General features: G+C 67.6%; 16 protein-coding genes. 1 reads left to right on the plus strand and 15 read right to left on the minus strand.

Translation table 11 applies throughout. The features are described 5' to 3' along the window. Nucleotides 1–54: 54 nt before the first annotated feature. The 12 genes from JHW45_RS09820 to nth form a co-directional block, all read right to left on the minus strand. Nucleotides 55–1218 (minus strand): phage major capsid protein, encoded by a 1164-nt coding sequence (locus JHW45_RS09820; RefSeq protein ID WP_272857523.1) that lies wholly within the window; start codon nt 1216–1218, stop codon nt 55–57. Nucleotides 1219–1353: 135 nt separating this feature from the next. After that, nucleotides 1354–1884 (minus strand): HK97 family phage prohead protease, encoded by a 531-nt coding sequence (locus JHW45_RS09825; RefSeq protein ID WP_272857524.1) that lies wholly within the window; start codon nt 1882–1884, stop codon nt 1354–1356. A 3-nt stretch (nt 1885–1887) separates the two neighbouring features. Continuing rightward, on the minus strand, nt 1888–2121 hold the full coding sequence (locus JHW45_RS09830; RefSeq protein WP_272857525.1) for a GTA head formation protein, RCAP_rcc01685 family: 234 nt from the start codon (nt 2119–2121) through the stop codon (nt 1888–1890). Nucleotides 2122–2125: 4 nt separating this feature from the next. Further along, a complete protein-coding gene (locus JHW45_RS09835; RefSeq protein WP_272857526.1) occupies nt 2126–3310 on the minus strand; it encodes a phage portal protein in 1185 nt (394 codons plus the stop codon). 114 nt (nt 3311–3424) lie between these two features. After that, the gene (locus tag JHW45_RS09840; protein WP_272857527.1) at nt 3425–4771 is read right to left on the minus strand and encodes a DNA-packaging protein; all 1347 of its coding nucleotides are present in this window, start codon (nt 4769–4771) and stop codon (nt 3425–3427) included. Continuing rightward, nucleotides 4722–5150, minus strand: a complete 429-nt coding sequence (locus JHW45_RS09845) for a permease (protein WP_272857528.1) — start codon at nt 5148–5150, stop codon at nt 4722–4724. The genes JHW45_RS09840 and JHW45_RS09845 overlap by 50 nt, the downstream gene beginning before the upstream one ends. 325 nt (nt 5151–5475) lie before the next feature. After that, entirely contained in the window at nt 5476–5913 is a 438-nt protein-coding gene (locus JHW45_RS09850; RefSeq protein WP_272857529.1) for a hypothetical protein, read from the minus strand. A 120-nt stretch (nt 5914–6033) separates the two neighbouring features. Next, on the minus strand, nt 6034–7218 hold the full coding sequence (gene mltG, locus JHW45_RS09855; RefSeq protein ID WP_272857530.1) for an endolytic transglycosylase MltG: 1185 nt from the start codon (nt 7216–7218) through the stop codon (nt 6034–6036). Next, nucleotides 7215–8477: a beta-ketoacyl-ACP synthase II gene (fabF, locus tag JHW45_RS09860; protein WP_272857531.1), complete on the minus strand. Its 1263-nt coding sequence runs from the start codon at nt 8475–8477 to the stop codon at nt 7215–7217. The genes mltG and fabF overlap by 4 nt, the downstream gene beginning before the upstream one ends. Nucleotides 8478–8667: 190 nt before the next feature. Further along, entirely contained in the window at nt 8668–9789 is a 1122-nt protein-coding gene (locus tag JHW45_RS09865; RefSeq protein ID WP_272857532.1) for a Hint domain-containing protein, read from the minus strand. Between the two features lie 164 nt (nt 9790–9953). Further along, nucleotides 9954–10967 (minus strand): adenosine kinase, encoded by a 1014-nt coding sequence (locus tag JHW45_RS09870; RefSeq protein ID WP_272857533.1) that lies wholly within the window; start codon nt 10965–10967, stop codon nt 9954–9956. Then, nucleotides 10964–11626: an endonuclease III gene (nth, locus tag JHW45_RS09875; protein ID WP_272857534.1), complete on the minus strand. Its 663-nt coding sequence runs from the start codon at nt 11624–11626 to the stop codon at nt 10964–10966. Before nth ends, JHW45_RS09870 begins: the two co-directional genes overlap by 4 nt. 244 nt (nt 11627–11870) lie before the next feature. Between nth and JHW45_RS09880 the strand changes: the two genes are divergently transcribed. Further along, entirely contained in the window at nt 11871–12527 is a 657-nt protein-coding gene (locus JHW45_RS09880; protein WP_473087547.1) for a YiaD family glycine zipper/OmpA-like lipoprotein, read from the plus strand. 189 nt (nt 12528–12716) lie between these two features. Here the strand turns inward: JHW45_RS09880 and JHW45_RS09885 are convergent, their stop codons facing one another. From JHW45_RS09885 to JHW45_RS09895, 3 genes are all read right to left on the minus strand, one after another. Then, a complete protein-coding gene (locus JHW45_RS09885; protein ID WP_272857536.1) occupies nt 12717–13277 on the minus strand; it encodes a F0F1 ATP synthase subunit B in 561 nt (186 codons plus the stop codon). After that, complete coding sequence (locus tag JHW45_RS09890; RefSeq protein WP_272857537.1) at nt 13274–13879, minus strand: F0F1 ATP synthase subunit B'; 606 nt, start codon at nt 13877–13879, stop codon at nt 13274–13276. Before JHW45_RS09890 ends, JHW45_RS09885 begins: the two co-directional genes overlap by 4 nt. 76 nt (nt 13880–13955) lie before the next feature. Beyond that, on the minus strand, nt 13956–14192 hold the full coding sequence (locus JHW45_RS09895; RefSeq protein ID WP_101751961.1) for a F0F1 ATP synthase subunit C: 237 nt from the start codon (nt 14190–14192) through the stop codon (nt 13956–13958). Between the last annotated feature and the right edge of the window lie 42 nt (nt 14193–14234).

The following is a 14234-nucleotide window of genomic DNA, read 5'->3' on the forward strand; positions in this document are numbered from 1 at the left end:
GGCATGACCAGCGTCCCGCGCGCGACCCCCTCCCTCGCCCGTCCCGGTCAGGGGTCAGGCGAATTTCATCAGCTTGACGGCACGGAAATCGGTGATGCCGCCGCCCACGCGCTTGGTCGCATAGAACAGCACATGCGGCTTGGCGCTGAACGGATCGCGCAGCACGCGCAGATCGGGACGCTCGACGATGGTGTATGCGGCGCGGAAATCGCCGAACGCGACAGCGGTCGCCTCGACGTCCATATCGGGCATGTCCTCGCTGATCAGGACCGGATAGCCCAGCAGCTGCGGCGCCTGTCCCGACGACAGCGCATCGGTCCACAGGAACCGGCCATCGGCATCCTTCATCTTGCGGATGCGCGCCGCGGTTTTCGAATTCAGCACGAAGCTCGCGTTGGCCCGATACTCGGCGCCCAGCGCATAGACCAGGTCGATCAGCACGTCGGCAGGTGCGGCGGCGTCGAAATCGCCCAGCGCACCGCTGAGTACCGTCCCGATCTGGCCCTCGGTCGCACTGCCGTTCGGCGCGGTCGGATAGGACAGGATGCCGCGCGGCTTGGCCACGCCGTCGCCGCGGATGAAGGCCGCCGCCTCGGACCGGGCGAACTTGTCCGCGATCCGCTCGGCCAGCCAGGCTTCGACGTCGAAGGCCGCATCGTCCAGCAGCCGCTGGCTGGCCTTGGGCATCGCCGACAGTTCATGGACGGGGATCGAGATGCGCTCGATGCCGCCGGGCACGGTCTCGGCCATGTCGGCCTCGCTGGCCCAGCCGGCCCCCATGTCGCCCTTGTCGACCAGCACCTCATAGGCCGAGGATTCGACGGCGACGACATTGGCCAGCCGCCGCAGCGACGCACCCGAGCGCAGCACGTTCTGCACCGTCTCGGCCACCTGCGGGGCGGCCAGGAAGCCGCCGTCGCTGGCGACCGTCAGACCCTTCTCCTCGATGACCAGACCGCGCAGCCCGTCGTCATCGCCGCTGCGCAGATAGGCGTTGAACGCCTTCTGGTGCGGAACCTCGGTCTCGGCGGTGGTCGACAGGGGCGCACGGCCCCGGATGGCGGTCTTGCGATCAAGCATGTTCATGCGTTCTTCCTGTGCTTGCAGCTTCTTCTGGATGTCGTCGCGAAAGCCTCTGAGTTCGCCGACGAACCCCAGCATGGCCCCCTTCAAATTTGCGGGCGCGTCCCCGCCGCCCGCGGTCTTCACCTCGGTCATGGTCTTCTCCTCATCGCGATGATCGGGGCCGACCCGCCCCGTGTTGCCGGACCGTGCGCCCCGCCCGGTCCGATCCCGCAGGATGCGCCCGCGCGCATCACCTGCATTGCAAGGCGCATGTGGCGCCTCGCATCCTCAGCCGTCGCGCAACGCCTCGGCCGCCGCGTCGAACAGCGCCGCCACCTCGCGCAGATCGTCAGCCTCCTTGCGACCCACCCTGGCCTCGGGCAGCATCGGAAACGTCACCAGCGACACCTCCCACAGCTCGACCTCCGCCAGCGCGCGCCGCCCCTTGCGATCGCGTTCCGCCCGCAGTGTGCGATAGCCGATGGACAGCCCTTCGATCGCGCCCGCCTGGATCAGCGCCGCCGCCTCGCGCGCCTGCGCCACCTCGGGCAGCAGCCGCCCCTTAACCCACAGCCCCTTCGCGTCCTCGCGGATCTCGTCCCAGACGCCGATGGGCCTTGTCGGGTCGTGCTGCCACAGCATCCGCACCCGGTCGCCCTTGCCCGCCAGCCGCGCCAGCGAGGCGGAAAACGCCCCCGGCAGCACCGCGTCGCCCCCCTGATCGGTCAGCCCGAACAGGCTGGCATAGCCCTCGATCACGTGCCCCTCGGACAGGATCGGCGCCCCGCCCGCGAATTTCACCTCAAGTCCCGGTATCATCCCTCAGCCTCCTTTCGGCGCATATTCCAGAATGCCCTGCACCGCCTGCGTCAGGATCACCGCAACGACGCCATAGACGGTCATCCACAGCCGCCGCTCCAGCCCCTCGATCAGCGCCTCGATCCGCTCCAGCCGCTTTTCCATGGTGCCGAATTGCAGCGCCATGATCCGCTCCTGCGCGTCGAAACGCTGATCGTGCCAGCCGAAGCCATCCTTGACGAAGCGCGATCCCTCCATCGCCTCACCCATCGGCCAGCGGCGGCAGTCCCAGCAACGCCCGCTTCTCGGCATCGGTCAGAAACCCGGCCTCGCTGATCCGCTTCCACTGCTGGTCACGCTCATCCGACAGCGCCGGGACGCGATCCGGATCGGGCCGCAACTCGATCTCGGCGCCCAGGTGCTCGGACAGCCACCAGGCGACCGACGCCGTGACCCGGCTGGCCAGCGGCAGCACCGTCAGCCGATAGAACGCCCGATGCGCCTCGGCATAGTTCGCATAGGTCGCGTCCCCCGGAATCCCCAGCAGCATCGGCGGCACGCCAAAGGCCAGCGCGATCTCGCGCGCGGCGGCCATCTTGGTCTCGTGGAACTCCATGTCGGACGGGCTGAACCCCATCGGCTTCCAGTCCAGCCCACCTTCCAGCAGCATCGGCCGCCCGGCATTGCGCGCGCCCTGATGGTTCATCTCGATCTCGCCCACCAGCCGGTCATACTGCTCGGGGCTCAGAACGCCCTGCCCGTCGGCGCCCTTGTAGACGATCGCCCCACTGGGCCGCGCGGCATTGTCCAGCAACGCCTTGGACCAGGCCGAGGCGCTGTTGTGGACATCCAGCGCCACCGCCGCCGCCTGCATCGGCGACAGGCCGTAATGGTCGTCCTGCGGATGGAAACTTCTGATATGGCAGATCGGATCGGGGCTGCCCGCCATGTCGAAACGGTGCTTGCGCCCGCCCACCGCATATTCATAGGCCACGGGCCAGCCATCCGCGCCGGGAACGATGCTCATCCGGTCGGACCGCAGGACATGCAACTCCTCGGGCAGCCCGGCCGCCGACAGGCCCACGGCCTCGACATATCCGTTCCCCGACAGCAGCATCTGCCCGAACAGCGCCTCGAACAGTTCCGCGCGTCCCTGCCCCGGATTGGGCCGCCGCAGCAGATCCATCACCGGATGCGTGTCGAAACGGCGCGCGCGATCCTCGCAGACCAGCGGCACCGCCGCCGCCGCCTCGGCGATCAGCTTCACGCAGCGAAAGCCCACCGGATTGCCCACAAATCCGCCCCGCGTCAGCGACCCGGTATCGCGCGCCGACCACACCGGCCGCCCCGAGCCGGCGGCGAAAGCCACCACGCGGCCGGTCGCGCTGGCCTTCCTTTCTGGTGCAGAAGCAGACTTCTCCTCCCGCGAAAACAATCGAAATGCCATGCTCGCCTCCATCATCCGCCGATGACAAAAGCCGTCCCCCCGGGGACGGCCTCTTTGCCTTGGTTCAAATATCCTCGGGGGGTCCGGGGGGCGGAACGCCCCCCGGCTGCATCGTCACAGCCGCCGCATCTGCGGCCGCCGCCAGCCCGCCGCCGGCTCGATCATCAATTCGTGGATCGCCCAGACCAGCGCATCCAGCCGGTCCGGTGATCCGCGCCCCTCGAAGCCGCGCACCGTCATCTGGCACATCTGGTCCTCCAGCGCGCCCAGATCGCCCGACCGCACATGCCGGATCCGCCCCTGCTCGTACAGCGCCGCCACCGGCTCGGCCCGCAGCCCCTTGCCGCGCGCCGCCCGCAGCGCCTTGAACGCAACCAGCGGATCGACCTGCCGGATCACGGACTCGACCAGATCGCCGCCCTGGTTCACCTCGGCCACCAGCTTCTCGGCGCCGTGCCGGTCCATCGCCGCGATGGCGGCACGCGCCCATTCGGTCGGCCCGCCGCGCACCGTCGCATCCTCCAGCACGAAGCCGCGCCAGTCACGCGGCTCGCCCTCGGTCACGACCCCGGCCACCACGATCCCGCATTCGTCGCTGGCCCGGCCCGCCGTCACCGCCGGATCGACGGCCACGACGACACGGCTCAGCCGCGGCGCGGCCTCGACCCGCGCACCCTCCAGCATTGCGGTCGTCCACAGCGCACCCTCGACATCGTCCAGCAGCACGCCCTCCAGCTCCTGCCGTCCCAGCCGCGTTCCGCCATAGCGCGCCTCGACCTCGGCCAGAAAGCTTTCCGCCAGATAGGCGCGGTTGGCCTCGGTCGGCGCATGGGTCGTCACCGTGCTGGCATTGCCCAGGATCCGTTTCAGCACCCCCACGTTGCGCGGCGTGGTCGTGACCACCTGCTGCGGATGCGCGCCCAGGCGCAGCGCGAATTGCAGCATGTCCCACACCTCCTCCGCCTTCTTCCACTTGGCCAGCTCATCGGCCCAGGCCGCGTCGAATTGCGGCCCGCGCAACGCCTCGGGCTCATGGGCGCTATAAACCGTCGCCGTCGCGCCATTGGCCCAGACCAGCCGCCGCCGCCCGGCCTCCCAGACCGGCCTGCGGTCGGGCGGCGAACAGGCCAGAATGCCGCTGTCGCCCATCACCATCACCTCGCGCGCCTGATCGAACGTCTCGCCCACCAGCGCCACGCGGCGACAGCGTCCGGGTGCGGCGGCGGTCGGCCCCTCGACCATCCGCCGCACCCATTCGGACCCGGCCCGGGTCTTGCCCGCGCCGCGCCCGCCCATGATCACCCAGCTTTTCCAGTCGCCCTCGGGCGGCAGCTGGTGCGGCAGCGCCCAGAACTCGAACAGCCACGGCAACGCCATCAGCGCATTTTCGGACAGCCCGCCCAGAAATGCGTCAACCTCCTGCGGCGTGGCGGAGGCAAGCCAGGCGGCGCCCGATTTCATCTCGTGCCGCGTCAAGGTCGAGGCAGCCTCCTCCGACCCCGCCGGCGATATCCTTGCGAAGTTTGTCAACCCTGTTCCTTTCCGCCATCAGATGATTGACCGCATCCCGGACGATCTTCGCGCTCTGAACCGCTTCCTTCAGGTCGGCCGGGTCCAGCACGCCGCTTTCGCGTGCATCCAGCGCGGCCTCGTGCCGCTGCAGACCCTTGATGCAGGACCACAGATGGCCCGTGGCCACCGCAATCGCCTCATCGGGATCGACCTCGGCGGCACCGTTAGCCTCATCGTCGCGTCGTCCGTCCCGGTCGGCGGCGCCGTCGGCACCGTCCGATCCGGGCACGATCAACCCTTCGGGATCGCCGATCCCGCCCCATTCCATATCGTTCATGCAAACTGTCCCGCCTCGTGTCCTGTCCGCACGAGCCGAGAAACGAAAAAGCGGCCCAGGGGTCGCCCCCCGGCCGCTTGCCCATTTCTCCCAGCATGCATAGGTTCTACTTCAGGGCGTTCGCCAAGTCAATCGCTAAACCTGCGGCAGAGCCGCACATCCGAATTTCTCCAAGCCGAACAACCGCTTGCCCCGCGCAACACCCGTTGCGCACGCCCCGCAACACCCCGCCTGTCGGCGCAAAAAACTGCCGCGCCGCACATGAAATCGCCCGCCGCATCGCTGCAACGGGCGCAGAATCGCGCTGCGGCGATTCTCAGCCTTTCTTCTTCTTTTTATCCTCGGCGCGCGCCTCGGTCGCTGCGGCGATGGCGTTGCTGGCCTCGTCCTGCATCTTCTGCGCGAACGACACCATCTGCGCGGCATAGGCTTCGGCCCAGTCGGGGAACTGCCCGCTTTTCTTGGCCTGCTCGCGCATCTCCTCGCCCTTTTCCTGCATCTTGCGGAACTGGTCTTCCCAGGCTTTCTGCATCGTCTGCCACTGGCTGCGGACATTCTCGTTCGCCTGCTCGAAATAGCCGCGAATCTGCCTGTTCATCTCTTCCTGGCGCTGCATGGCCGTTTCCTGCCATTTGCGGGCGCTGGCCGTCATCTCGTCATTGCGGGACGACATCTCGTCCTGCCATTCGCTGGCCCGCTTCTCGAACATGCGGGCGTTATCGGCGAGGGTCGAAAACATGTCGGACAGTTTCATCACGCATCCTCCTTTTTGTCAGAAGGGTGCGGGCCCGCGTCACCTGCGCCATTGAAAACCCGCCCCATTTCCGCAGCCTGCTGCCTGGGACGGGCTTTGTCAAACCCCTGAAACCGCCGGTCAGCCGTCGCCCTGCACGGGCGTGTCGGTGGGTTCGCCGCGCTGCGCCTCGATTTCGCGCCAGCGCGCGACATTGGCGTTATGCTCTTCCAGCGTGCGGGCAAAGGCGTGGCCGCCCGACCCGTCGGCGACGAAAAAGACATAATCCGTCTGCGCCGGGTTCAATGCCGCATGGATGGCCGCGCGGCCCGGATTGGCGATCGGTGTCGGCGGCAGCCCGTCAATGCGATAGGTGTTATACGGCGTCGCCGCGTTCAGTTCGGACCGCCGCAAGCCGCGATCCAGAACCTCCCGCCCGTTGGTGACGCCATAGATCACCGTCGGGTCGGTCTCCAGCCGCATCCCTTGTTCCAGCCGGTTCACGAACACGCTGGCCACCTGCGGACGCTCCTCCGGCACCCCAGTTTCCTTCTCTACGATCGAGGCCATGATCAGCGCCTCTTCGGGGCTGTCATAGGGCAGGCCAAAGGGCCGCGCATCCCATTCCTCCGCAAGGATGCGGGCCTGCCTGCGCGACATCTCGTCCAGCAACGCCTGCCGGGCCGAGCCCTTCTTCACCTCATAGGTGTCGGGCGCAAGGCTGCCTTCGGCCGGCACGTCCGCAACCTCGCCCTCAAGGAAATCGGCGTCGTTCAGCCCTTCGACGATCTGCCAGCTTGTCACCCCCTCGGCCACCGCCACCCGCAGCCGGGCATCGGGCTTCTGTTCGGCGGCAAGGATCGCCTCGGGCGCTTCCTCGGTCGCGGGGTTGAACCGCGCCATTTCCTCGAACGCGCCGGTTTCCTGGTTCATGTCGCGCAGCAGGATCGTCGTCTCGCGCACGCCGACGCGCAGGATCACCTCGGTGCCGCAGGTCGACGGCCCGCCGGCGGTGATCGCGCCCACGATCTCCTCCATGCTGGCGCGCGGCGGAACCAGATAGCTGCCGAATTTCAGATCGCGCGACTTTTCCATGTAATCGGCACCGGCCCGGAACAGATAGGCGCTGCTGACCGCGCCCTGCGCTGCCAGTTGCTGGCTGACCGCGTTCAGGCTTGCGCCCGGCGCGATCTGCACGCATTGCGCCACCTCGCTTGGCCCCGGCCCGCTGAACTCGTGTCTGGCCCATGCCACGGCGGCCGCGACGGCAATCAGCAGGACGATCAGAAGGGTCAGGAAGTTCGAGGCGATGTTGCGCCAGATCATCCCTCGACCTTCCCAAGCACCAGACTGGCATTCGTGCCGCCGAACCCGAAGCTGTTGGACAGGACCAGCTCGACCTTGCGGCGCACGGCGGCATTGGCGGCCAGATCCAGCCGGGGCTGCACCGCCGGGTTGTCCAGGTTGATGGTCGGCGGGCAGATCTGGTCGCGGATCGCCAGGATGCAGAAAATCGCCTCGACCGCGCCGGCCGCGCCCAGAAGATGGCCGATGCTGGACTTGGTCGAGGACATGACGATGTTGTCCGCATGATCGCCCAGCAGGCGTTCGACCGCGCCCAACTCGATCGTGTCGGCCATCGTGCTGGTGCCGTGCGCGTTGATATAGTCGATCCGCTCGGCCCCGATCCCGCCATTGCGCAGCGCGTTCTGCATGGCGCGGAACCCGCCATCGCCATCCTCGCTTGGCGCGGTGATGTGATAGGCGTCGCCCGACAGCCCGTAACCCAGCACCTCGGCATAGATCGTCGCGCCGCGCGCGCGCGCATGTTCGTATTCCTCCAGCACGACGCAGCCCGCGCCCTCGCCCATCACGAACCCGTCGCGGTCCACGTCATAGGGGCGGCTGGCCGCCTGCGGATCGTCGCCGCGCTTGGTGGACAGCGCCTTGCAGGCGTTGAAGCCCGCGATCCCGATCTCGCTGATGGGCGCCTCGGCACCGCCCGCGACCATCACATCGGCATCGCCCAGCATGATCAGCCGCGCCGCGTCCCCGATGGCATGGGCGCCGGTCGAACAGGCGGTCACGACCGCATGGTTCGGCCCCTTGAAGCCAAAGCGGATGCTGACCTGACCCGAAATCAGGTTGATCAGCGCGCCGGGAATGAAGAACGGGCTGACCCGCCTGGGGCCGCGTTCCTTGATCAGCACGGCGGTCTCGGCGATGCTGGTCAGCCCGCCGATCCCCGATCCGATCATCACGCCGGTGCGCAGCCGCCCCTCTTCATCCTCGGGCTGCCAGCCCGAATCCCTCACCGCCTGCGTGGCCGCGGCCATGCCGTAAAGGATGAAGTCGTCCACCTTGCGCCGCTCTTTCGGCTCCATCCAGTCGTCGGGGTTGAAGCTGCCGTCGCTGCCATCGCCGAACGGGATCTCGCAGGCATATTTCGTCACCACGTCCTTGGGATCGAACCGCGTGATCGGGCCGGCCCCGGACGAGCCGGCCAACAATCGCTGCCACGTCGCCTCGACGCCCGAGGCCAGCGGCGTGACCATTCCCAGCCCGGTGACAACAACCCTGCGCATGTCCATGTCCTTGCCTGATCAGTTTCGCGCCGTGATACACGCCCGAAACCTGCCACGCAACGCATCAGGCGGCCGCCGCCCGCCCCGAAACCCCGCGACTGGGCGGGGGTCCGCGCAGCAATGCCGGGCGATTGCGGCAGCCAGGCTGACAGATTCGGCCGGCCGCCCCGTCAACGGGCCGGCCGCGCGATCAGACGCCGCCGATGACCGATTTGTCATTCTGCAAATGGCGCTGCGCCAGCCTGCGGCCCTGCCGCCCCGCGATCAGCGGACGCACCGGATGCGGCGTCTCCATCTCCTCGCCCAGCCCGGCCAGCGCCGGGAACAGCGCGACGATCTCGGCCCGCGCGGCCTCGGACACGCCTTTCAGCGCCTGCGGCCCGGTGAACAGCGATTCGGACATGACGCCGTTCGACGTCACCAGCTGGTGCCGGTCGAACAGCAAATGGACATAGACCACCTCGGTCGCGTCCTGCGCAATCTCGATCCCCGGCAGCGCGACCAGCTGCTTGGCCGCCACCAGAACCTCGTCGGTGCCGAACATCCGCTGCGCGATGGCCGAACGCACCAGCACCCGATGCTGCGGCGACACCATCAGATCGGCTTCCGGCAGCCCCTGCCCCAGCGCCCCTTCCCTGATGCGGACAGGTTTCAGATTGTCGGACATGCCCACATCCAGGCTGCGCGCACCGACCCAGCGCAAAGGCTGCGCGCCCTCATCCACGGTCAGCACAAGATCGCCGGCGCGCAGATCCTCGACCGCGCGCGGACCATCCGGCGTGGCGATCATCGTGCCGGCCACGAAACAGGTGATGAAATCGCTGGCGTTGCGGTTGGCGCCCAGATCCGTCTGGTTCGTGACCAGCCCGTCGATCCGCAGCGAGACGATGGGCTTGCTTTGATAAAGCTGCGCATCGTCGTTGTTGCCGAGTTCGGGCGCCAGAAACGCATTGCCGGCGTCGTCCTGAAAGATCACCGCCGTCACCGTGCCTTCGCTGCCATCGGCAAAGGTCACGGTCGCATCATAGACCGCGATTCCGTCGAAAATCTCGTTCCGGGGTCCGGACCCGTCGCCAAGATCATACTGAACCCGGTCGGGATTGCCCGGATTCAGGTTCGTGTCCAGCGCACCGCTCCTGCCGGAATTATCCACCGCCGTCACGCTGACGATGCGTTGGAACAACGGATCCTCGGTGCCGCCGGCGGTCACGCCGATGGCCATGGCCGCATTCTCGCTGACCGAATTGCCCTCGGTGGGATCGAGGGGGGGCGAGAAATTGCCCAGATAGATCGCGTTCCACGTCGTCGGCATGTCTTACCCTTTCCAGATCACTCTTGACTGTCGCATCGCGGACCCGACGGCGACGGCCGCAGAGTTCCTGTCGCGATTTTTGCGGAGATGCAGTCACGAAGTAAAGTGAAAATCACGCCTTCGCCGCGCGGGCCAGTGACCTTCCGGGCGCAAACGACATTGCGTCAAATCAGCCCCTCGGCCCGGAAATCGTCGCGCAGATCGCGCGCCGGGCGCGGGCCGACATGGCCGATCACCTCGGCCGCGGCGATGCATCCCATCCTGCCCGCCGCCTCCAGCGGCGCGCCCCGCGCCAGACCGAAAATCAGCCCGGCGGCGAACTGATCGCCCGCGCCGGTCGCATCCACCGGCACGATCCGGTGAACCGGCGCGCTGACCCGGACGCCGTCGCGGATCAGAAACGCGTCCTCGCCCGAACGGGTGCAGATGACGGTATCGCAATCGGCCACCGCAAGCGCCAGCGCGGCCTCCAGATCCTCGGTCTGATACAGCGACATCCATTCATGCATGTTGCCGATCACGTAATCCATCGGCCCGGCCACCAGCTTGCGGAAATCGGCGCGGTGCCGGTCCACGCAGAACGGGTCGGACAGCGCGATACCGGCCTGCCCGCCGGCGTCGTGACAGCATCTTGCGGCCTTCAGGAACGCCTCCTTGCCCTTGGGCTTGTCGAACAGATAGCCTTCCAGAAACAGCCAGCCAGCCCCCTGAAAGACCGACGGGGTCACGTCGTCCGGCCCCAGTTCCGCCGAGATGCCCAGATAGGTGTTCATCGACCGTTCGCCGTCGGGCGTCACAAAGATGATGCTGCGCGATGTCGGCAGATCCTGGCCCGCCACCGGCGGATTGACGAACACCGTGCCGCCCGCCTCGGTCTGTTCGGCATAGGACAGGCCCAGCGCATCCTCGGCCACCCGGCCGATGAAGGCGGTCTTCAGACCCAGCGCCCCGATCCCGGCCAGCGTGTTGGCCACCGACCCGCCCGGCAGCATCTGCGCCTGCGCGCCCGGCGCGTCGCCATCCTGCGCCTGCGCGGCCATCAGCTGTTCGGCCCGCTCGCGCTCGATCAGCTGCATGATGCCCTTCTGCACGCCCAGGCCCGCAAGTCGGGCATCCTCGATGGGTGCGATCACGTCCATCACCGCGTTGCCGATGCCGATTACATAGGGGGTCGTCATGCAGTCTTCTCCGGAAAGCGGCACAGATCGTTGATGGGACAGACGGGGCAGCGCGGCCTGCGCGCCTGACAGATATAGCGCCCGTGCAGGATCAGCCAGTGATGGGCGTGCTGCTGGAACCGGGCGGGCACGTTGTCCTCGATGGCGCGCTCGACCGCCTCGACATCGCGGCCCGGCGCGATATGGGTGCGGTTCGCGACGCGGAAGATATGCGTGTCCACCGCCTGCGCGGGCTGCCCGAACGCAGTGTTCAGCACCACATTGGCCGTCTTGCGCCCCACGCCCGGCAGGCTCATCAACGCCGCGCGGCTGTCGGGAACCTCGCCGCCATAATCCTCGACCAGGATCCGCGACAGGGCGATGACGTTTCTGGCCTTCTGCCGGTAAAGCCCGATGGTCCTGACATGTTCGGTCACCCCCTCAAGCCCCAGATCCAGCATCTTCTGCGGCGTGTCGGCCACGGCGAACAGCCCCTTGGTGGCCTTGTTCACCCCCAGATCGGTCGCCTGCGCGGACAGCGCCACCGCCACCACCAGCGTATAGGGGTTCACGAAATCCAGTTCCGTCTCAGGCTGCGGGTCGGCCTGTTGCAGCCGCGAAAAGATCGCGACCTGATCGGCGAACGGCAGCGCGGGGGGAAGACGCAGTGATTTGGCCATGATGCCCCGGTTCTGACCGGCCCGCCCGCGCTTTGCAAGCGGGACCGGCACGCCGCGCGGCAAGGCGCCGCGAAAACCGCCCATGCCCGGAATGTGACGCGATGTCAGCGCATTCGGGCCGGTTGGCGCTTTCCTTTGTGGCGGAACCGGGCCAGCCTGCGGGACGTTCCAGAACCGGCCCGGAATCGGACGCGCCATCCCCGGCTGCCATCCCGTCCGGCATATCAGAAGGAAAGGGACACAGATGAACCTCCGGATGACTACCATGTTCGCCGCCTCGGGGCTGATCGCCCTGGGTGCCTGCACCGATCCCTCGACAAACGCCACCGGCATGTCGCGCACCCAGCAGGGTGCGCTGGCCGGGGCCGCCGTGGGTGCCGTGCTGGGCGGCACGCGCGACGACGACAAGAACAACCAGGGCCGCGACGCGGCACGCGGCGCGATCCTTGGCGCGGCGGCCGGCGCGATCGCGGGCAACATGCTGGACCGTCAGGCACAGGCACTGAAACAGTCGGTCTCGTCCAATGTGCAGGTGGTAAACCACGGCTCTTACCTGCAGGTCGTGCTGCCCGAGGGCATCCTGTTCGCCACCGATTCGGCCGCCGTGTCGGGTCCGGCGCAAAGCGATCTGTATGCGGTCGCGCGCAACCTGAACCAGTATCCGAACAGCCGGATCGAGGTCGTGGGCCACACCGACAACACCGGTGCCGCCGCCTATAACCAGGATCTGTCGCAGCGCCGCGCGCAATCGGTCGCGGGCATCCTGACCGCCGCCGGCGTCGCCCCCGGCCGCGTGGTCGCCATCGGCCGCGGCGAAAGCCAACCCGTGGCCTCGAACGGGACCGCCTCTGGCCGGGCGCAGAACCGCCGGGTCGAGATCCTGATCCGCCCGACCGGCTGATCCTCGACGCACATCGCCACCGGGGCCGGCATCCGCCGGCCCCTTTTTCGTGCCGTCCTGCGGCCCGGCCGCGCGTGACCGCCACACCCGGTTTTCCGCCCGCAGGACATGAAAGACCCCCGGCCTTGCAGCCGGGGGTTTCCCCGTCCCTCGGTTCTTCGTTGCGCGGCGGATGCCGCGCGCCCCGCGTCAGTTCAGCCGGCGCGATACTTCTTCGATGGCATCGTCGATCCCTGCCGAACGCTTGCCGGCCTGCACCTGCGCTGCCAGGATTTCCGACGCGGCGGCGATGGCCGTCCGCACGGCGCGGTCGCGCACGGCGCGCACGGCATCCTTCTCGGCGCTGGCGATCTGTTCCTCGGCGCCCTTCAACCGACGCTCGATCGAGATTTTCAGATCGTCCTGCGCCTTGGCGGCCTGCGCCTCGGCCTCGCGCTTGGCGTTGGCGACGATCTCGTCGGCCTGCGTCTTCACGTCGCGCTGGCGGCGTTCATAGCTGGCATAAATTTCTTGCGCTTCCTCGCGCAGGCGCCGTGCCTCGTCCAGATCCTTGCGGATGCCCTCGGCGCGCTTGTCCAGCATCCCGCCCAGGATCGTCGGAACCTTGTAATAGACGATGATGCCGCAGAACAGCAGGAAGGCCAGCAGCACGATGAAGTTCGTGTTGTGCAGCGAGAAGAACGGACCGGTGGCCGCGACGGCGGGTCCGGCGCTCAGCGAAAGCAGCGCGATGGCAGCCAGTCGTTTCATTGCACGGCCCCCTTGATGCGTTTGTCCACGGACTGATCGACCGCAGCCTGATCGACATTGCCACCGAACGTGCGAACCAGCTCGGCCGTTACCTCGCGGGCGACCTCGCGCGCGTCGGCGGCGGCGGAATCGCGGATCTCTGCGATGCGCTTTTCCGATTCGGCGGTGCGGGCGGCGATTTCCGCGTCGGCCCTGGCGATGGCGGCGTCCAGATCCTTCTGGATCTCGGCCCGGTTGGCGGCGACGATCTTCTGCGCCTCGCCACGCGCGTCGACCAGCGCCTGTTCATAGGCGGCCTCGGCCTCCTTGGCCTTCTGCTTGAATTCCTCGGCGGCCATCAGATCGCCGGTGATCGCGCCCTGACGGTCGGAAATGACGGCGGCGATCCGGGGCAGCGCGATGCGCGACAGGATCCAGTACAGAACCCCCAGCGCAACGATCAGCCAGAAGATCTGGTTCGGGAACGTCGCGAAATCAAGCTGCGGCATGCCCGTGGCGCTTTCGGCACCCGGCGCAACCGTCTCGCCGTGCTGCGCCGCGACTGCGGCGTCTTCGGTGTGTTCGACCGCGGTGGTCGCGGCCTCTTGCAACAGGCTGAACATGTCCTATCCCCTGGCCTTCAAAGTCACGAAGGGGTGGAGGTTGCACACCCCCACCCCGCCGCAAGGATGGGATGGATCAGACCGCGAACATCAGCAGAAGCGCGACGAGGAACGCGAAGATCCCCAGGGCTTCCGCGAAGGCGATGCCGATGAACAGCGTGGCGGTCTGGCCGGCGGCGGCCGACGGGTTGCGCAGGGCACCCGACAGGAAGTTCCCGGCGACATTGCCCACACCGACGGCGGCAGCGCCCGAGCCGATGGCAGCCAGACCGGCACCGATATACTGACCCAGTTCGGCGATATTACCTTCCATGATGATACTCCTTGCGGTTGGAAGTTGTGAATTCGGGTTGAG

It is taken from the genome of Paracoccus stylophorae, from assembly GCF_028553765.1.
Taxonomy (GTDB): domain Bacteria; phylum Pseudomonadota; class Alphaproteobacteria; order Rhodobacterales; family Rhodobacteraceae; genus Paracoccus; species Paracoccus stylophorae.